The 21,168-nt window shown below is 33.7% G+C and carries 16 protein-coding genes and 1 pseudogene; 14 read left to right on the top strand and 3 right to left on the bottom strand.

What is annotated here, in order from left to right:
• The first annotated feature begins 159 nt into the window (after positions 1-159).
• A complete protein-coding gene (gene ltrA / locus ACWG0P_RS01875; protein ID WP_455800232.1) occupies positions 160-1,551 on the top strand; it encodes a group II intron reverse transcriptase/maturase in 1,392 nt (463 codons plus the stop codon).
• 70 nt (positions 1,552-1,621) lie between these two features.
• Here ltrA and ACWG0P_RS01870 read toward each other — a convergent pair whose 3' ends face one another.
• The 3 genes from ACWG0P_RS01870 to galU form a co-directional block, all read right to left on the bottom strand.
• Complete coding sequence (locus tag ACWG0P_RS01870; RefSeq protein WP_455800231.1) at positions 1,622-4,822, bottom strand: UvrD-helicase domain-containing protein; 3,201 nt, start codon at positions 4,820-4,822, stop codon at positions 1,622-1,624.
• The gene (locus tag ACWG0P_RS01865) at positions 4,815-7,478 is read right to left on the bottom strand and encodes a PD-(D/E)XK nuclease family protein (RefSeq protein WP_455800230.1); all 2,664 of its coding nucleotides are present in this window, start codon (positions 7,476-7,478) and stop codon (positions 4,815-4,817) included. Before ACWG0P_RS01865 ends, ACWG0P_RS01870 begins: the two co-directional genes overlap by 8 nt.
• 77 nt (positions 7,479-7,555) lie before the next feature.
• Positions 7,556-8,431 (bottom strand): UTP--glucose-1-phosphate uridylyltransferase GalU, encoded by an 876-nt coding sequence (galU, locus tag ACWG0P_RS01860; protein WP_455800229.1) that lies wholly within the window; start codon positions 8,429-8,431, stop codon positions 7,556-7,558.
• A 258-nt stretch (positions 8,432-8,689) separates the two neighbouring features.
• On the opposite strand from galU, the gene galE reads away from it, so the two are divergent.
• The 13 genes and pseudogenes from galE to ACWG0P_RS01795 all read left to right on the top strand — a co-directional run bounded on the left by galE (position 8,690) and on the right by ACWG0P_RS01795 (position 21,148).
• Positions 8,690-9,694 carry a UDP-glucose 4-epimerase GalE gene (gene galE / locus ACWG0P_RS01855; protein WP_455800228.1) on the top strand — a complete coding sequence of 335 codons (1,005 nt, stop codon included), beginning with the start codon at positions 8,690-8,692 and terminating at the stop codon, positions 9,692-9,694.
• A 512-nt stretch (positions 9,695-10,206) separates the two neighbouring features.
• Entirely contained in the window at positions 10,207-11,181 is a 975-nt protein-coding gene (locus tag ACWG0P_RS01850) for a hypothetical protein (protein ID WP_455800227.1), read from the top strand.
• Between the two features lie 12 nt (positions 11,182-11,193).
• Positions 11,194-11,568: pseudogene (locus ACWG0P_RS01845) on the top strand (phage tail sheath subtilisin-like domain-containing protein); the annotation flags it as partial.
• 9 nt (positions 11,569-11,577) lie between these two features.
• Complete coding sequence (locus tag ACWG0P_RS01840) at positions 11,578-11,925, top strand: phage tail sheath C-terminal domain-containing protein (protein WP_455800488.1); 348 nt, start codon at positions 11,578-11,580, stop codon at positions 11,923-11,925.
• Positions 11,926-11,945: 20 nt separating this feature from the next.
• A complete protein-coding gene (locus ACWG0P_RS01835) occupies positions 11,946-12,380 on the top strand; it encodes a phage tail protein (RefSeq protein ID WP_455800226.1) in 435 nt (144 codons plus the stop codon).
• A gap of 319 nt (positions 12,381-12,699) precedes the next feature.
• Positions 12,700-13,869: a MerR family transcriptional regulator gene (locus ACWG0P_RS01830; RefSeq protein WP_455800225.1), complete on the top strand. Its 1,170-nt coding sequence runs from the start codon at positions 12,700-12,702 to the stop codon at positions 13,867-13,869.
• A gap of 59 nt (positions 13,870-13,928) precedes the next feature.
• Positions 13,929-14,819, top strand: a complete 891-nt coding sequence (gene rfbA / locus ACWG0P_RS01825) for a glucose-1-phosphate thymidylyltransferase RfbA (RefSeq protein ID WP_455800224.1) — start codon at positions 13,929-13,931, stop codon at positions 14,817-14,819.
• A complete protein-coding gene (rfbC, locus tag ACWG0P_RS01820; RefSeq protein ID WP_455800223.1) occupies positions 14,819-15,391 on the top strand; it encodes a dTDP-4-dehydrorhamnose 3,5-epimerase in 573 nt (190 codons plus the stop codon). The genes rfbA and rfbC overlap by 1 nt, the downstream gene beginning before the upstream one ends.
• A gap of 6 nt (positions 15,392-15,397) precedes the next feature.
• Positions 15,398-16,426, top strand: a complete 1,029-nt coding sequence (gene rfbB / locus ACWG0P_RS01815) for a dTDP-glucose 4,6-dehydratase (RefSeq protein WP_455800222.1) — start codon at positions 15,398-15,400, stop codon at positions 16,424-16,426.
• A 36-nt stretch (positions 16,427-16,462) separates the two neighbouring features.
• The gene (rfbD, locus tag ACWG0P_RS01810) at positions 16,463-17,314 is read left to right on the top strand and encodes a dTDP-4-dehydrorhamnose reductase (RefSeq protein WP_455800221.1); all 852 of its coding nucleotides are present in this window, start codon (positions 16,463-16,465) and stop codon (positions 17,312-17,314) included.
• Positions 17,315-17,423: 109 nt separating this feature from the next.
• The gene (locus ACWG0P_RS01805; protein WP_455800220.1) at positions 17,424-18,824 is read left to right on the top strand and encodes an MBOAT family O-acyltransferase; all 1,401 of its coding nucleotides are present in this window, start codon (positions 17,424-17,426) and stop codon (positions 18,822-18,824) included.
• An 11-nt stretch (positions 18,825-18,835) separates the two neighbouring features.
• Entirely contained in the window at positions 18,836-19,969 is a 1,134-nt protein-coding gene (locus ACWG0P_RS01800; RefSeq protein WP_455800219.1) for an alginate O-acetyltransferase AlgX-related protein, read from the top strand.
• A gap of 270 nt (positions 19,970-20,239) precedes the next feature.
• Positions 20,240-21,148: a glycosyltransferase gene (locus ACWG0P_RS01795; protein WP_455800218.1), complete on the top strand. Its 909-nt coding sequence runs from the start codon at positions 20,240-20,242 to the stop codon at positions 21,146-21,148.
• Positions 21,149-21,168: the final 20 nt, after the last annotated feature.

The following is a 21,168-nucleotide window of genomic DNA, read 5'->3' as shown; positions in this document are numbered from 1 at the left end:
CCGTGGGAGGTCTTGTGGACATAGTGAGATAACTGTATTGAACTATGGTCGAAAACGGTTTATCACAAGAAGTCAGCCGAAGTCGTAGTAGTTACATAAATGTGTGTAACGAGGGACTGAACAGTATGAGGTGGATGAGATGAAAGGAAGTGATGATGAATGAAATACAGCCAACTTCAATTCGAAGACTTAGTGATGGAGAATAGCACGGAATGTGAAGGTAAGTCACAAGTGTACAATTCATCATTGAAACCTTCTTCAAACAACACCAACAGGTTTGTAGTAAAAGAGCAGATGTTAGAGAAAATTCTAGACAAGAACAATTTTCGAATTGCGATGAATAGAGTAATCAAAAACAAAGGAGCGCAAGGAGTAGATGGAATGCATGTCGATGAACTTCGAGACTTTCTAAATACAAATTGGGAACAGTTAAAACAAATGCTCATGGATGGTAAGTATCGTCCAAGTCCTGTTCGAAGAGTAGAAATACCCAAGGACAATGGAAGTAAAAGGAAATTAGGAATACCAACGGCAGTAGATAGAGTAATACAACAAGCAATAGCTCAAGTATTAACACCAATCTATGAACCATTGTTTTCAGAGAATAGCTATGGCTTTCGTCCAAAAAGAAGTGCACATGATGCCATAAATAAATGTAGGGAACATTTAGATGAGAACTACAAATATGTGGTGGATATGGACTTAGAAAAGTATTTTGAAACAGTGAACCATGATATGCTTATCACACTGTTGTCAAAGACAATTCATGACGGAAGAGTTATCTCACTAATTCATCGTTACTTGAATGCAGGAGTTATGATAAAAGACAAAAAGGAAGAGACGACCATTGGCGTACCGGCTGGTGGAAATCTTAGTCCAATCTTGTCGAATATCATGCTTAATGAACTTGATAGAGAGTTAGAGAAAAGAGGTCATCGCCACGTTCGTTTTGCGGATGATGTGATGATATTTTGTCGTACATCAAGAGGAGCAGAAAGAGTAAAAAAATCTATAACAAACTTTATTGAAGGAAAATTGAAATTGAAAGTTAATAAGGAGAAAACGGTTGTGGCACATGCGACGAAAGTTAAATTTTTAGGCTTTGGATTTTATTTCAGTAAAGGTGCTAAGGTAAGGATACACCAGAAATCGCTAAAGAAGATGAAGAACCAAATCCGATATTTATTAAATAAATCGAAAGGAAATGTCTCAAACGAGGAATGTCCAATTAGGCTTAGAAGATATATTATGGGATGGGTAAATTATTTTAAGATAGCAGATATGAGGAAACTACTAAAGCAAATAGATGAATGGATGCGAAGTAAGATAAGGTGCCGAATATGGAAACAATGGAAGAAAATAAAGACAAGGTGCAAAAACCTTATCAAACTAGGTATGAGTGAAAATGAAGCATATCGTAATGCGAATACAAGAAAAGGCTATTGGCGAATCGCAAATAGCCCTGTTCTCAAAAAGACATTAGGAAATGAATGCATTAAATCACTAGGATATATTTTCTTTACAGATTACTATAAACAAGTAAAATACTGAACCGCCGTATACGAGACCCGTACGTACGGTGGTGTGAGAGGGACGAAATAACATTAATGATTATTAGTCTCTACTCGATCATGTTATGTAGATGGAAGGAATAGATATAGAGTTGAACTTGTTTGTTTGGATAAATAGTTTTCATTGCTTTTTGATACGTATGAAGTTGTTCTTGGTAGCGTTCTATAAAGTCAGCTTCATTTGGTAATGCATCTGTTTTAAAATCAATAATGGTGATCTCATTTTCATCAAGTGCTACAAAGTCCATGTATCCGTGTAATATTTCAGTTCCATGTTGCGCTGTAAAGGGAAGCTCATAATAGCATTCTTTTTTAGACGCAATCATGTAAATTTCATTCTTTTGAAGATTAAGCAATGCCTGAATATCGTTAGGACGTATATCGAAAGATATATCATCTGCGATGTGTTTTATATCTTCAGATGAAAGTGCCTGATTCTTCATGATTTCAATCATTTTATGCATGTGAGTTCCATAAAGGCTTCCATTCAACACTTTGTCTAATGTGAACTCGGGAACTTCTATCCCTTTTGCTTGTGATGCGGTAGAGAACTGAAGTGGGGTGAATGGATGTTGGTATAGCGATATCGATTGATATGGAACTTCTTCCATCGGCTGTATTTGATTTTCCCACAAATGATGAACTTCACGAATCGTGAATAGAGGGCTTGGATGAGTGAGATATGTTTGTAGAATCCAAGAGGTATATCCATTTCGATTGTATACTTCAGACATCGTTAAAGGATGACGATAGGTATCTAGAGATAAAATACAATCTACAATGTGCATCTGTTGTTGAGCACGTGTTGTAGCTACATATAGAATACGCATTTCTTCTTCTAATTCTTCTTTATCTTTTTTGTGTTCCATCGCAATTCTTTGGATTGTAGTACGAATATATCGTTGTGGTAGATCCATCACTTTCATGGCGATTCCAAGATCACTATCTGCAATGCAATAATCTTTAAATTCTATAGGTGTTTGATTATCAGTAGACCATAGAAATACCACAGGGAACTGTAGCCCTTTTGATTGGTGAATACTCATAACACGAACAACATCAGCTTCACTACCAACAGGGATTGCCTCTGCTGTTTGTGCATCTTTGATTTGTTCAATTTGAGCTAAGAAGGATTCTATGCCACTGGCAAAATCTTGTTCAAATTGGACGGCTTTTTCAAACAATAAATCCAAATTTGTTTTTTCTTGAATGGTCGTGTGATTTGTATAATAGTTTTCCACATTATATAAAGCGTTCAACATTTCACTTAAGCGGAAAGTGTTGGCATGTTCTCTTAGGGTTTTGAAGTGTTCAAAAGATGGGAAAGGGTGTTCTTTATAGTATGCATAATAGGATTCTTTTTTATCTTTTTCTAATTTTGCTTGTGCTAAATCCTGTGCACTTCTTTGAAATAGTGGAGACATCATCAAAGCAACAAAAGGAATGTCATCGTGTGGATTACATAAGCATTTCAATGCGGATAACATAATCTGTACGGAGCTTGATTGATAGAATCCGTACTTGATATCGATAAAGTAAGGGATGTGCAATTCATCAAAGGCTGCCTTTAAGTTATCTTTTCTTGCATTTCCACGTACCAAAACAACGAAGTCTTTCCATGAACGTTGTTCTTTGTTTTTTATATCGATGATTTGATTCGCGATATAATTTGCTTTTAATGTATTCTTCGCAATGATTAGGTGTTCTTCTTCTTTTATTTCATCATGGAATATCGCATGAAAACAAATAGGTACATTGTGTTCATTTTGTACAGGAACACCGGTATCTACATCATCTTCTTTCGCATAGCTACAAGAGAATCCATCCATATTCATCAATTGTTTAAAGAGTTCGTTGTTAAAGTCTACAATCATTTTCTTTGAACGGTAGTTGTTGGATAGATAGATGACTTCATCATAATCTCCACGATTATCGATAAGCCCACGCATCAATTGAGGTTTGGCATGTCGAAATCCATAAATGGATTGTTTGATATCGCCTACGCGAAATACATTATCCTTTTTACAAATAAGATTTACTAAATCATTTTGTACATCGTTACTATCTTGGAACTCATCTACCATGATTTCGACAAACTGTTCACGATAAATATGAGCAATTTGTCCATCGTTAGCACGAAGGATTTCTAAAGCAAAATGCTCCATATCATCAAAATCGATACAATCATTTTTTTCTTTTAGCGATGCATACGCATGACGGTAGTCTTTACACATTTCCACAAGTTTCTCAATGTAGGGTTGTAGCTTTGCGATATCTTTCATAAACTCATCTTCTGTAAATAAATTCGCGAGCATGCGATCTTCAATCGCTAGAATATCTTTACGCAATTTCGCGTACTCCTTATCTTCTTTATCTGGACAAGGTGGGACAACCGCATGGGAAATGTTTATGAATTCCTGACGGAACTGTGTATAGTCTTTTGTTTGTAGAAAAGTGAATAGATTAGGGAGAGCTAGTATTTTCTGTTGTACGATCGTATGTTTTTTTACATCTTCATTATATTTTACGATATATAATTCATTAATTTTTTGGATATTCTCTTCATATCTTCTACATTCTACAAGTAAATATTCAAAGAAATTTTCTTGTAGGTCAATACTTAAATCTTCGATACGATGAATATTTTGATATGCGGTCGATAAAGAAGACAGCCATACATCACTGTTGGATTTACTAGATGCTAATGTCGCTAGTGTGACAATCATGGATTGTAAAGCTTCGTTATTTTCAGGACGTGCAGAAAACATCTGTGTAAGATTCACAAATACTTCTTCTTGTTTTTTATATTGAATTTGAAATGCTTCTTCCATTGCGAGGGCTTGGTATTGTGTCATTTGTCCATTGTCCATGACATGAGTAATTCGTTCTGCGCGAATACCAACCATGTAATAATAGTTTTGTAGAATTGATAAACAGAAACTATGAATGGTTGAAATATGGGCAGTTTGAATACTTGTTAATTGTTTGGATATAAAAATCTTTTCTTCTTCATTTGCATTTTGGTAAGCTTTTTGTAGCTCGCTTGCCAGACGCTTTTTCATTTCATTTGCGGCAGCTTCTGTAAATGTCATAGCACATATGGCATCAATAGAAACATGATCATGCATTACCAAATCCATCAAACGGGCGATAAGGACTGTAGTTTTTCCACTTCCAGCGGATGCAGAAACAAGGATGTTTTTATGTTTTGTATGGATTGCTTTAAGCTGTTGTTCATTCCACTTAGGCATTTTCATCCTCTCCTTTCTGATATAGATCATCTTCTGGTTCTACCCATTGTACTTTATCTGTATAGTATCCTTTAAAGCGACAAATTTCATGATAATCACAATACGTACACGCATCTTCTAAAGGAGTTAAGGAGATATCTCCATGTAAAATTTTATGTCCAATCATTTGATACATCTGTGTAAAATATTTTTGTATGCTATGCAAATCGTATAATTTACGAGCTTTTATAAGACCATCTTTACTAGCACTGATACCTACAATATGGCTCGCGTCATCATCGATTTGCGCAACTTCTTTATGCATGGTCCAACCGTTGAAACGTCTTGCTTTTTTGCGTTCAATCTCCATATCGTCTTTGCTATTGATATTGTGCGTTACGGGTTTGCGTCTAGACATACTTCCTGCTGGATAGGTAATATTCTCATTCTTTAGTGAAATGTAATATGCACCTAAGATATCTTTTCCGCTTTCTTTTGCGATGACCATAGAGTATGTTAAAAGCTGTAATTGGAGAGCCGCAAATACATTGGTTTCTGATAACGTTTTAACGGAACTCTTGTAATCAAGAATACATGCAAATTCTCTAGATTCATCAATTCGATCAATATATCCATGAAGAGCGAGTACGTAATCACCTAATGGAATTTCATAATCAAAAGGCATCTCACATCGACTTGGAGATAAGGAAGAGTGTTTTTCATAATCGTCTAAGACATGAATTGTTTGTATCATAGACTGTAATAAACGGAATTTCACGTTTGTCAACGCATCTTCCATAGATGGAAATAAAGTTTGTAATGCTCCAACTTCACTTGCGATGATATTGGAAATGATTTCTGTAGCATTTTCCGTATAGCGTTTACCTGATGTATTGATGAGTGTTTCTAGGGTATAATGCGATAATGTTCCTGCATAGGAATCGGGAAATCCAGGTTTCATTGGTTCGCGTAAGGATAAACCATAACGAAGGAAATATGAAAATGGACATTTTACATAGCGTTCTAAGGAAGAAATTGAACCATGTAATGTGTTATCTTTGAGAAATAGTTGATGAGCAGTTTCTTCGTCAATATGATCTTGCAAAGGGATTTCCATATAGTTTTCATGTACCGGATATGGAATGGAATCTACATTCATAAACTGTTCAATCTCTAATGCGCATTCCAATCCTTTACCTTCATACGTTCCAGATGCATAGGATATGATAATGTTTGAAGAGGTACACAATAATTTTGATAATTGTTGTTGATGATGTTGAAAACGTTCTTCCATAGATGGATACCCTTGAATGAGCGCATAATAAGGTTCATCGAAAATACCTTTCTTGACTTGGAAGGCAGGATAGTTGGATTGATTTGCACCTAATAGGAAGTGATGCTTTTTGTTTATGATTTCATCACTTAGAGAGTGAACAAGGATCCCTTGATACTCTTTTGGAGTTTGTGATACATTCATTTGCTCAATAAAGTATAGCATAAAGGAGATATCTTCATCACGTTCTATATAAGGGTGAAGTTCTTGAAGAAGCGTGGTGATTTGCATAAACATGGCACGATCTTCTGTGGAAGTTAAGGTTTCTTTGATGATGTTCACGATTTCTATCAATAAGGAAGAGATAGAATGAGCGTTTTTTATGGATGTTAGAGTATTCCATAATTCTTCTTGTACTTCCTTTGCTTGCATTTCCAGTTGCTTTAACTTTTCTAAAGTAATTTCATCAATCACATTCCCACGTTCTTGAATTTCATTTACATGATGAAATGGGGTGTCAAAGGCACAAGAGAATACTTGTAGATATTCGCGCAAGGCATGGGTGTGTTTATGTAGAAATAATCCTGCATCAAAACACGTAAGAAGATGTTCATTATCATAGTTCAAATACAGCTTGAATAATGACAGAAAACGATTTACGATAGGAGATGTATGTTGTTGATGTAATAATGTAATCGGGATTTGATATCGTTCAAAAATTTGTTTTAATAATGGTTGGTAAGTAGTATCGCACAATGTTATATGAATATCTTCTGCTTGTAGGTTTGAGTGGATAATATATTGTGCACATGCTTCTACTTCTTGGCGCTTGTTCACTGCGTGGTAGAATCGTTTCTCACAAGTATATAATGTCTGTTCAATGAGCTTTGCATTCTTTGTGAGCAGTTTTTGGATAATCTGTTGATCCTCTAGTGAATAGTAAGTATCTATGATATATACTTGATGAAAGGAAAGGGAGTCTATCTTATCTAAAAATGAAACATATTTATGCGCAGGTACTTGAATATCTTCGAATGTTTTTAAAATCTCATATAGTTCCTGTTGAGCTTGGGTGTTTTGAGGCAATTGTTTGATTGATATATTCCAATATGTAATCGCATTATAGAATTGGTAACATTCTTCTAAAAATGGCGCAGTTTCTGCGATGCTAGGATATGTCTTCATATGCGCTTTTAATGGAGATATGTGTTTCTTTATAGTGAAAAGTGAAGAATGCATAGAAGGGATTTCTTCATAGGAATAAGAGGATATAAATTGGATAGGTGAAAAAATACGTAGTCCCACCATGCCTTTTTTTTCTTTTACGATTTGTTCTCTAATTAGCGCATGCATATGGGATGGCGCGATAAGTATGCTATTCATTGGTAACTGTGTGAAATCCATATAAAATTCCTCCCATTTTCTCTTTTTATATTATATCTTTTTCATAAGAAAAAAGATAGCCGAAGCTATCTAAGGAATTATTTAACATCTATGTTTTTTATGATATCAACCATTGCATCGTGTAAATCTTCACGTTCTAAAGCAAAGTCAATTTGTGCTTTTAAGAAACCTACTTTATCGCCAACATCATAACGAATTCCTTCGAAATCATATGCATAAACAGATTCTTTTTGTGTTAGTCGATCAATCGCATCCGTTAACTGAATCTCGTTCCCTTTTCCTGGTGCTTGTGTTTCTAGCAATTCAAAAATGGCTGGTGTAAGAATATAACGACCAAGGATTGCAAAATTACTTGGAGCGTCTTCTAATTTAGGTTTTTCAACAAAACCTTTCACGCTTGAACAACGTGGTGTTAAGTTTTCTTGTGGATCAATCACGCCATATTTATGCACTTGTGAATCCGCAACACGTTGTACACCGACAACACTTCCATTATATTGTTCAAACGTTTCTACTAATTGTTGAGTTGCGGTTTTTCCACCTTTATGAACGACGATGTCATCTCCTAACAAGATGGCAAATGGTTCATCTCCAACAAATGATTTTGCGCACAATACAGCGTGCCCTAATCCTCTAGGGTTTTTCTGACGAACGCTATAGATATTTGCCATATCTGCGATTCCTTTTACCATCTCTAAATGTTCTTGATCACCACTTGCCTCTAATTTTCTTTCTAATTCAAAGCTTGTGTCAAAGTGATTTTCGATACATGACTTATAACAGTTTGTAATGATTAAAATTTCTTCAATACCACTAGCGACTGCTTCCTCAACGATGTATTGAATGGTTGGTTTATCCACGATTGGTAACATTTCTTTTGGTACTGCTTTTGTAGCTGGTAAAAATCTTGTCCCAAAACCAGCGGCAGGAATGATTGCTTTTTTGATTTTCATAAGTTGGTCTCCTTTAAACGTTAACTTTATTGTAACATATATAAATATGTGAACAAGGTGTATTTACAAATTCGCCTTGTATATAATATTGGAGATTTTGCTATCTTAGGATCATATCTCGGTGTAAATCCTTGATTCGTTTAAAAATTACTGGTAAATTCTTACGATTTTGTTACAGATTTTTGATGTTAACAATATCTTAATTGAAAAAACTTGGCAAGAAGCATATAATAAGGAGGAACAAAAGGAGAAGGAACTATGAAAATTTTAGTGACTGGTGGTACAGGTTTTATTGGAAGCCATACATGTGTTGAACTTATTGAAGCAGGACATGATGTAGTAATTATTGATAACTTGTATAACTCTCAAATCGAGGTAGTTAAGAAAATTGAAGATATAACAAAAAAGAAAGTTGCTTATTATGAAGAAGATTGTTGTAATGAAGCAGCTTTAGAGAAGATTTTTAATGAACATACAATTGATGCGGCAATCCATTTTGCAGGGTATAAAGCAGTAGGTGAATCTGTACAAAAACCAATTATGTATTATGAAAATAATCTAATGAGTACATTAGCATTGTGTAAAGTAATGGCTAAGCATAATTGTAAACGTTTGGTATTCTCTTCCAGTGCAACTGTTTATGGAAATCCGGCGAGTGTACCAATCTTTGAAGATTTCCCATTAGGACCAACAACAAATCCTTATGGAACAACAAAACTAATGATTGAACAAATTTTAAAAGATTTATACGTATCAGATAACGAATGGAACATTGCATTACTTCGTTATTTTAATCCAATTGGAGCACATAAGAGTGGGTTGTTAGGAGAAAGTCCTAACGATATTCCAAATAACTTAATGCCTTACATTGTAAAGGTTGCGAATAAAGAACTTCCTTATCTTCATGTGTATGGAAATGACTATGATACACCAGATGGAACAGGTGTCCGCGATTACATCCATGTTGTAGATTTGGCTAAAGGGCATGTGAACGCAGTTAGCAAAGTAATGGAACCAATTGGTGTGGATGCTTATAACTTGGGAACAGGGATTGGATATAGTGTTCTTGATGTAGCGAATACATTTGCGAAAGTTAATAACGTAGAAGTACCTTATCAAATAGATCCAAGACGTCCAGGTGATATTGCGACTTGTTATGCAAGTACCGAGAAAGCATTAAAAGAATTAGGTTGGAAAGCGGAAAAGAATTTGGAAGATATGTGTAAAGATGCTTGGCATTTTTTACAAACTACGAAAAAGTAAATCTTGCATTGTATAAAAAGGTATCAACATAAAAGCAAACATGAATTTTTGTTGAATAATTGACAAGTTTGACTGGATCATCCATTAGGATTAGTTTCTGTGCTAAACAGGAGTTAATCCTTTTTAATATTGTAGTTATTCTTTGCTAGAATTTTGATTGATCCATGGTGGAGTTTAAAAATACAATATGTCTAAAGGAATGTATTTCAAGTATTTATAATAATGAAATAGAGTAACCTTTTAGGAGTGAAATAAAGAAGTAACCACATTTTATATTGAACCAAAGATAGTACATCTTAGTATAAATAATAAATATATGTTTGCAATCGAGAACTATCAAATTTTATAGCAAAATGATAATATATTCTTATATAGCTCTATTATATAGATTGTTTAATGCATAAAATTTAATCAATCTTGAAAAGAAAAGGATTTATTTACTTTATCTCCTAAGATGAGCAAGCGCAGTTTGAAAGTTATGTTGTTGGGTGATACCCAGAAAGGGATGTATTATGGCAGAATATTTAGCACCAGGGGTTTATGTAGAAGAATTTGATAGTGGTGTAAAAGCAATGGAAGGGGTGAGTACTAGCATAGCTGGTTTTATAGGACTTGCGCAGAGAGGGCCAACCATTAAAAAGCCTATTTTAGTCACAAGTTTTGCAGAGTTTCAAAGAATGTTTGGCACATATTTATCTAGTGTGTATAAGGAACAGCGATATCTCGCGTATAGCGTTGAACAATTCTTTAATAATGGAGGTAGTTCCGCCTACATTATGCGTGTAGCTGGAAAAGAGGATGCTTGTGCAGTTTGTGATATAGAAGGGGATGTAGGGATTCATGTAGAAGCCGCAAATGTTGGTGCATGGGGGAATAATCTGCAAGTAAGAATTCGTAGAAAATATGAAAAGAATACGATTATTTTAGAAGATGGACCTACCAAACATAGTTATATTGTGGAGAATGCAAGTGTATTTCAAGTTGGAGAGCTTGTTGAAGTGAGTGATGGAGAAGGTACATATGCGTTTTATACCATTATGGCAATACAGGACCAATGTATCACATTAGACACTTCTATAGAAGGTGAGTATAAGGCCGATGGACCTTTATCAAAGTATAAACTGTATGCAGTGCAATATGATGTATGGGCAGGTTTTGATGGTGTTGTAGAATCTTATCTTGGAGTATCCATGCAAAAAAATATGCCAAATGGATGGGATCGTGTCCTTGTAAAATCTCAATTGATCAAAGTGACATTCTCTGATACAGAAGCTTCGAAAGAAGCATACCAAGAATTAGACAAGAACATTTGTAAACAAAAAGAGTACATTATAAACTTTTCACAAGGAGTAACGAATCATATTGAGGATGAACCTTCATTATTTTTAGGAGAGGATAAGGGACCTGGAAAAAGAAGTGGACTTGCAGCTTTCCAAGAAATTTCCGATGTTAGTATTATGTGTATTCCAGGAATTTCGAATCCGTAAGTTCAATCTGCATTAGTTGCATTTTGTGAAGGTAAATCAAGCTGTGTTGCAATTTTAGATATACCGATAACATCAACAAGTGTTGATGAACTACTAACCCATCGTTCTTACTTTGATTCTAGTTATGGAGCAATTTATCATCCATGGTTAGGGTATTTCGATGTTTTGGAAGAGCGTAACTTCTTCTTGCCACCATCTGGAGTTATGGCGGGTGTGTATGCACGTTGTGATATTTCTAGAGGAGTGCATAAAGCTCCAGCAAATGAGACTATTCGTGGTTGTACTAGCTTATCCATTACATACAATGAAGTAGAGCAAGCAAAGTTAAATCCCAAGAGAGTGAACTTAATTCGTAGCATTCCAGGAAATGGCTTCCGTGTATGGGGTGCTCGTACTATGAGTTCTGATTCTAGCTGGAAGTATATCAATGTTCGTAGATTATTTATTTATATAGAAGAAAGTATTCGTGCGAATACCAATTGGGCAGTATTTGAACCAAACGATGAAATTCTATGGTCAAGAGTACAAGGGACAATTACAATGTTTTTAACAACACTTTGGAGAGATGGAGCTCTAGCTGGAAGTACGCCAGATGAAGCATTCTTTGTCAATATTGGGAAATCAACAATGACACAAGATGACATCTTAAATGGTCGAATGATTTGCGAGATTGGGGCTGCACCAGTTCGCCCTGCAGAATTTATCATCTTTACAATTATACAGAAAATGGAAGATGCGTCATAACGCAAAAGGAGGAAACAACTATGGCAACCGTATATCCGTTAAAAAAATATAACTTTAAAGTAAAATTTGGTACGTTAGCAATCGCAAGTTTCTCAGAAATTTCAACAGGTGATATTTCCAGTGATGCGATTGATTATCGTACAGGGGATTATCCAAAAAATACAATGATGAAATTTAATGGCTTAATAAAATATGGTAATGTTACCTTTAAAAATGGTATGACTGAAAATATGGATTTATTCAATTGGATTTCAAAATTAGATACTGGAACGATGGTTCCTCTTACAATAGAAATATCTTTATATGCAGATGATCGATCTACACAACAAGCGGGTTGGACAATTGAGAATGCTATTCCAGTAAAGTATAGTATTCCTGATGTGAAGGGTGATGGAAATGAAATTGCGATTAAATCGATTGAAATTGCTTGTAATGGAATCAAGCGTACGAAGTAGGTGAATCTATTGGGATATATAGAGTGAATTTTCATTTAAACTACTGAAAGGATATCGTGATGCGCAAGGATAAATTCATAAAGAAGGTGTGGTCGTTTAGCGACTGCCACAGATGAAGTCATTCCTATGAAAGATATACGTGTACAAGATAATTCAGAATATCTATAGATTTTGAGAATCTTGTTTATGAGGAATTATGTAATTACAAAAAACTTTATAATTACATCTTCGATATTTAGAAGATAAAAAAAATATGAGAAATTAGGCGTAATTGAAATAAACAATTGAACGTTCAAGTGGTATTGTTTATAATGAACGTATGAAGAAATACTATACAACTGGTCAATTTGCCAAACTTGCGAATGTGAGTGAGAGAACGATACGATATTATGATAAAGAGGGTTTGTTAAAACCCTCTTTCATCATGGAAAATGGCTATCGTAAATACAGTGAAGAAGATCTTATAAAACTTCAACGAATTCTTTCTTTGAAACAATTAGGTTTTTCTTTAGATGAAATCAGAGTTATGAATCAAACTGATAATAAGCAAGCATTTTTGAATTCTTTATCTCTTCAAATCGATTTATTAGATAAAAAAATAAAACATACGCAATCACTAAAGGACTCCCTAATTCAAACAAAAAATTTATTGGAGAATAATAAGAAAAATGTAGATTGGAATAAGGTAGTAGAAGTCATTCATATCAATTCACAAGATGAAAAAATAATTGAACACTATCGGAATGCAAACAATCTATCCGTACGTATACAATTGCATGAGAAATATTCATTAAATAAAATTGGATGGTTTCCATGGTTATTTTCAAAAATTGATTTTCTTGGAGTAAACAGACTTTTGGAGTTAGGTTGTGGAACGGGGGAACTATGGAAGGAACATACTGTTAATTCTAGAAACCGTGAAATTTTTCTTTCGGATATATCAGAAGGCATGGTGGAAACTACACGTAAAAATCTTGGGGAAGATTTTAACTATATGGTTATTGATGCACAAAAAATACCATTCAAGAATGGTTATTTTGATGCGGTTGTTGCGAATCATATGATGTTTTATCTAACAGATATATCAAAAGGGATTGAGGAAATTTCAAGGGTGTTAAAAAAGGGTGGAAAGTTTTATTGTAGCACTTATGGAAAAAATCACATGAAAGAAATCGGTGAACTCGTTAAGGAGTTTGATGAACGCATTGCATTATCGGATACAAGTTTATATGAACGATTTGGATTAGATAATGGAATCAATTATCTTGGTGAATATTTTAGAAGTATAAAAAAGGTAACATATGATGATAATTTAATTGTTACAGACGCGCAAGCTTTGTTTGATTATATTATAAGTTGTCATGGAAATCAGTTAGAACTATTAAGTAATAGATTGGATGAATTCAAAAAATTTATTGAGAATAAACTAAACAGGGAAAAAGGATTCTACATTACAAAAGATGCTGGATTATACATTTGTGAAAAATAGAGTTGACCCTTACGTAGCGTAAGGGTTTATAATTTTTATGAATAAGCAGGAGGTGCTTTATGAAAGGTATTATTTTAGCTGGTGGAAGTGGGACACGTTTATACCCATTAACCAAAGTAACAAGCAAACAATTACTTCCAATTTACGACAAACCAATGATTTACTATCCTATGAGTATTCTAATGAATGCTGGGATTAAAGATATTTTGATTATATCTACACCTGATGACACACCACGTTTCCAAGAGTTGTTAGGAAATGGACATCAATTTGGTGTTGAACTTAGCTATGTAGTACAGCCATCACCAGATGGGCTTGCACAAGCCTTTATTTTAGGTGCAGACTTCATTGGGGATGATTCTGTTGCGATGGTATTAGGAGATAATATATTCCATGGTCATGGATTAACGAAACGTTTACGTACAGCCGCAACGAATGAAAAAGGTGCTACTGTATTTGGATATTATGTAGAAGATCCAGAACGTTTTGGTGTTGTAGAATTTGATGAGAATGGAAAAGCGATTTCCTTGGAAGAAAAACCAATAGAACCAAAATCAAACTATGCAGTTACGGGTTTATATTTTTACGATAACAAAGTTGTAGAATATGCTAAAAATTTAAAGCCAAGTCCAAGAGGAGAATTAGAGATTACAGATTTGAATCGTATTTACTTAGAAAATAACGAATTAAACGTTACTTTATTAGGAGATGGTTTCACATGGTTAGATACAGGAACTCATGAATCTTTAGTAGATGCGACAAATTTTGTGAAAACCATTGAAGAACATCAACATCGTAAGATTGCATGTCTAGAAGAAATAGCTTATGACAATGGATGGATTACATCAAATCAGTTGTTAGATACTTATGAGATTTATAAGAAGAATCAATATGGAGCATATTTAAAGAAAATTATAGATCGAAGATATGTGGATAAAGGAGTTAAATAATGAATGTTATCAAAACAGAAATCGAAGGAGTTTTGATTATAGAACCGGATGTACATGGAGACCATAGAGGATACTTTATGGAAACATACAGCAAACAGAAATACTTAGAAGCAGGGATTTCTGTAGAATTTGTTCAAGATAATATGTCCTTTAGTGCTCAAAAAGGAACATTACGTGGGCTTCATTGGCAAAATGCACCTATGGCACAATCCAAACTTGTGAGTTGTACAAAAGGAACTGTGATTGATGTTGCAGTAGATATTCGTAAAGGAAGCCCTACTTATAAAAAATGGGTATCTGTTGAATTAAGTGCAGAAAACAAACGTCAATTTTTTATACCTCAGGGATTTGCACATGGATTTTTAACATTAACGGATGATGTTGAATTCCGCTATAAGGTAGATAATTTCTATTCAAAAGAACACGATAGAGGGATCCGATTTGATGATCCAACAATCTGTGTGGATTGGGGAACATTATTAAATGGTATTGAACCAGTATTATCAGACAAAGATAAGAATGGTCTATTGCTTGATGAGAGTGATGCGAATTTTACATACAAAGGAGAATAATCAATTATGAAAATATTAGTAACTGGAGGAGCTGGATTCATTGGAGGAAACTTTGTACATTATATGGTAGAAAAATATCCTGAGGATATAATCGTGAATCTTGATAAACTTACATATGCAGGGAATTTAGAAACGTGTAAACCTGTTGAAAACAAGGCGAATTATAAATTTATCAAAGGAGATATTGCGGATCGTGATTTCATTTTTGATTTATTTGAAAAAGAAAAATTTGATGTGGTTGTAAACTTTGCGGCAGAGAGTCATGTAGATCGTTCTATTGAGGATCCTGAAATATTTGTGAAAACAAATGTTATGGGGACAACTACATTATTAGATGCATGTAATAAATATGGTATTCAACGTTATCACCAAGTATCGACAGATGAAGTTTATGGAGATTTACCACTAGATCGTCCAGATTTATTCTTTACGGAAGAAACTCCACTTCATACATCAAGTCCATATAGTAGTGCAAAAGCAAGTGCAGACTTATTTGTATTAGCGTATCACAGAACATTTGGTCTTCCTGTTACAATTTCCCGCTGTTCAAACAATTATGGGCCATATCATTTTCCAGAAAAATTGATTCCATTAATGATTGCGAGAGCATTAGCAGATGAAAGTCTTCCAGTATATGGCAAGGGAGAAAATGTGCGTGATTGGCTACATGTATATGACCACTGTGTTGCAATCGATTTAATTGTACGCAATGGACGCGTTGGAGAAGTGTATAACGTTGGTGGACACAACGAAAGAACAAACTTAGAAGTTGTTAAAACAATCCTTACTGCTTTGGACAAACCAGAAAGTTTAATAAATTATGTAGAAGATCGTAAAGGACACGATATGCGTTATGCAATTGATCCAGAAAAATTGGAAACAGAACTAGGCTGGAAACCAAAATATAACTTTGATACAGGAATCCAACAAACGATTCAATGGTATTTAGAAAATAGAGAATGGTGGCAGAATATTTTAAGCGGAGAGTATCAGAATTATTTTGATCAAATGTATAAAGAAAAAGGAAGAGTGTAGCCTGCTAATGCAGGTTCTCTTTTTAGGAGGAGCAATATGAAAATTTTAGTAACTGGAGTCAAAGGGCAGCTTGGTTATGATGTAGTAAACGAGGCATATAAAAGAGGTATTCAAGCGGTAGGTGTGGATATAGATGAAATGGATATTACAAACCGTTCACAAGTACATCATGTAATTTGTGAAGGTGAATATGATGCAGTTGTTCACTGTGCAGCGTGGACCGCAGTAGATAAAGCAGAAGATATGGAAGATGTATGCCGTAAGGTGAATGCAGAAGGAACACGAAATATTGCGAATGTATGTGAACAGTTAAATATTCCAATGATGTATTTCTCTACGGATTATGTATTTGATGGAAAAGGTGAAACACCTTGGAATGAATACGATGAACGGCATCCATTAAATGTATATGGTCAAACAAAATATGAGGGAGAATTAGCAGTAGAAAAGCTTAAGAAACATTTTATTATTCGTATTGCATGGGTATTTGGTAAAAATGGGAATAATTTTATTAAAACAATGTTGCGTTTAGGAAAAGAACGTGGGGCAGTTAGCGTTGTGGATGATCAAATCGGTTCTCCAACATATACATTTGATTTAGCAAAACTTGTAGTTGATATGATTCAAACAGATAAATTTGGAACTTACCATGCAACAAATGAAGGGATAAGTAGTTGGTATGAATTTGCTTGTGAAATTTTTAAACAGGCAGGAATGTCTGAGGTTGAAGTTACACCAGTAGATAGTTCCGCTTTTCCTGCAAAGGCAAAACGTCCCAATAATAGTAGAATGAATAAAACAGAATTAGATAAGCATGGATTTCATCATCTGCCTACTTGGCAAGATGCACTAGGGAGATATTTAAAAGATTTAGAAAAAGATATTTAAAGATTTACATTTGCAATTTAAATAGTCTAAGGAGTATGATCAATACTATTAAATAACGTGTCAACTATTAAAGGTAAATCTAAAAAAATATTGAAAGAGGATGATTAAAATGGAATTCAATACATTATTTTTTATTACAGTTTTTTTCCCACTTGTATTTATTAGCTATTTTTTGATTAAGGATCGATTTAAAAATATTTGGCTACTATTGTTTAGTCTTCTTTTCTATGTTTGGTCGGGGATCGAAGGGATGATAATATTCCTTGTAATTTCAATTCTTAATTTTATTTGGGGACGTGTAGTGCAAGTTAAGCATACAAAGAAGATTTTAATTATAGGTATTATATTTAATGTCATGGTATTGGGCTACTTCAAATACACGAATTTCTTTTTGGATAACTTTAATAAAATATTCGGTATGAAGTTTGAAATATTATCTATCATAATCCCTATTGGTATTTCTTTTTTCATTTTCAAGGCAATTTCTTATCTTGTAGACGTATATAAAGGTAAAACGGAGGCAGAAAATAATTTTATAGACTTCATTCTATATATGATGTTTTTCCCACAAGTTCTTTCAGGTCCTATTGTGCGTTATATAGATATGAAAAACGAATTGAAAAATAGGATCATTGAAATAGATGATGTGAGATATGGTTTTATGCGATTTATTACAGGGTTGGGAAAGAAAGTATTTATTGCTAACAATTTAGGAGCATTAGCGGACTCTATATGGGTTATACCATTAACTGAAATGCCTATGGCAGTTGCTTGGCTCGGCTCTATCGCTTATACTTTGCAAATTTATTTTGATTTTTCTGCTTACAGTGATATGGCAATAGGGCTAGCTCGAATGTTTGGCTTTCATTTTCTTGAAAACTTTAATTATCCATACACATCGAAGTCGATTACTGAATTTTGGAGAAAATGGCATATTTCTCTTTCCACATGGTTCAAGGACTATATTTATATCCCTTTAGGAGGAAACCGAAAAGGAAATGTATATTTTAATATTTTCATTGTATTTCTAATAACTGGTCTATGGCATGGAAGTGCGTGGCACTTTGTTGCATGGGGACTATGGAACGGTGTGTTTAACGTAGCTGAGAAGTTTATATCTTCAAAAGGGTATACAGTTGGAACAGGGAATATGATGCAAAAGTTTTGCTGCTACATATATACTATATTTGTAGTTAATGTAGGTTGGGTGTTCTTTAGGGCAGAGGGATTGTGGCATGCGCTACAGTATATACAAGCAATGTTTGGAATGAGTTCAATAGACAAACCAGGTTTTGATATAACATGGTTTCTATCTAAATTCAATATATTTATTGTACTACTTGCCATTATATTATGTGTACCGTACCTTATAAATTTTTATAAGAAACATGTAAAAGATGGATGGTTACGATTAATTATGGAGAATGTATTGTTGGTTGTACTATTTGTGCTTTGCATGATAGGTATTGTTTCATCTTCGTATAATTCCTTTATTTACTTTCAATTTTAGGAGGTTGACTGATGAAGAAAAAAATAAATGTTTTTTTTATTATAGTTGTTTTGATTATAGCGATAGTTCCTCTAGTTTTCGCTAATAAGAAAAAAGCAATATCGTTAGCAGAGAATAGGCCTTTAGCGGAATTTCCGATGGTATTCAATGAGAATGGAGATATAAATAAAGGCATTAAGAGTGAATTTTCGAGTTGGTTAAAAGATAACATTGGTTTTAGAGATTCCATGATTAAAATCAATACCGCAGTTAATTATCATTTATTTGACAAAGTTAGTATAAATGATCATTATTTAGGAAAAGATAAGATATTAAATTATGCAACTAAAGATATGATACGAGATTATCAACATAAGAATTTATATACAGAAGCTGATCTAAATATAATAGCCGACAGTTATAGTACAATTGATACATATCTTGAGAAACAAGGTATACAAGCCTATTACGTACAATGTTACGACAAGCATTCTATTTACCCGGAATGGTTTATGAAAGGTATAAATCAGTATGGTAACTTAAGCAAGACGAAACAAGTGGCAAAGGCTTTGGAAGAAAAAGATATAAATTACATTTCTTTGTACGAAACATTAATGGATGGCAAAAATCAAGAAGAAGTATTTAGTAAATTTGGGGATGCTTCGCATTGGAACGATACTGGAGCCTATTTAGGTTATCGTAGATTGATGGACGATATTGTTAAAAATAATTCTAATGTTAATATTCTCGAAAAGGATGATTACAATATTGTAAATCAAGATACGGGCGCATCTCTTAATAATATCGTCCATGTAGAGGATTTTAATGATATTTTTTCAATAAAGGATAAAAAGGCCATAGAAATCAATAATAATGGTGAAAAAGAGTTAGGTGAGTTTGGCACAGATCCAAGAAATCGTCATTTTGTCAATTCTGAAACAGGGAATGATCTCAAAATTCTGGTGGTATGTGATAGCTATATAGGAAACTTTTTAATTGAGGATATTGCGGAGAGTTTCAATGAGACTTGGATGGTCTGGGGAGACTATATTACGAAGTTACCCACTATGCTTGAACAATTTAAGCCTGATATAATTTTGTTTGAAAATGCGGAAAGAGTTAACAGATTTCCAAGCATGATTGATTTAGCAAATTCATTAAAATAGCGTTTTAGGATTTTCTGAGGTCAAGTGAATCGCTCAAAGTATCAAACGACCCCCCGTATCTATTTGTAAACTCTCTTTTCTTTTATCTTTCTAATAAACAATTATATATACGAGGAGGAGCAATATGAAAATTTTAATAACAGGTGTCAAAGGACAACTTGGCAAGATGCACTGGGAAGATATTTGAAAGAATTGTGATAATTATTTACTGTTTCACTCAATAAAGCTATAATATATAGATAAAACATAAAGCTATTTGGAGGTCATCCTATGAAAGACAAGATATTAGTACTTATTTCAACATATAATGGAGAAAAAAGTTTAAAAACTCAATTAGAAAGTATCTATGCACAGACAATTATTGATAAAGTAGATATTTTAGTTAGAGATGATGGCTCTAAAGATAATACATGTGCTATTCTAGAACAATTTAGTCACAAGGAAAATTTTTCATATATAAAGGGTGAAAATGTTGGATATAATGCTAGTTTTTTAACACTTTTAAATACCGCGGGAAACTATAAATATTATGCTTTTTGTGATCAAGATGATATATGGTTTCCTAACAAATTAGAAAGTGCTTATCAAAAGCTTGAGGAATACAATGACAATCTTCCGTTATTGTATGGTTCTTGCACACAGTTGGAAAGTGGAGAGGGAGAAGTTTTAGGTGTTACGCAGCAGAAGAGGCGAGAATTCGGTTTGAATAATGTGCTTTTTCAGAATATTTTACCAGGACATACACAAGTTCTTAATTTCAAATTGAAAGAATTGTTGAATAAACCAATGGATTATAAAAATATTCATGTATATGATTCATTCGTCACCCTCTGTGCTTGCTGTTTTGGAAATATAATTTTTGATAACAATGTCTATACTCACTATATTCAACATAGTGGTAATTCGTATGGTTACGGAAATGGCATTGTAGATTGGATCAAAATCAGGATTGCTAGAATGAAAAAAGGTGAAACAAAATCTTTTAAATCGCAGAATAAAATGTTTTTGGATTTATTTATGGATGCTTTAAATATGGAACAGTTGGATATCATTATAAATACAGTAAAAGATAAAAATTTCATACAAAGAATTCGATATATTTTAAAATATAAACCCTATCGTCAAAAAGTATTTGAAACATTTCTTCTTTATATTTTGATACTACAAAATAAGTATTAACAAAGGAAAAAGGAAGTTGT

The organism is Amedibacillus sp. YH-ame6 (assembly GCF_053848845.1).
This window is presented reverse-complemented; position numbering and strand designations above follow the sequence as displayed.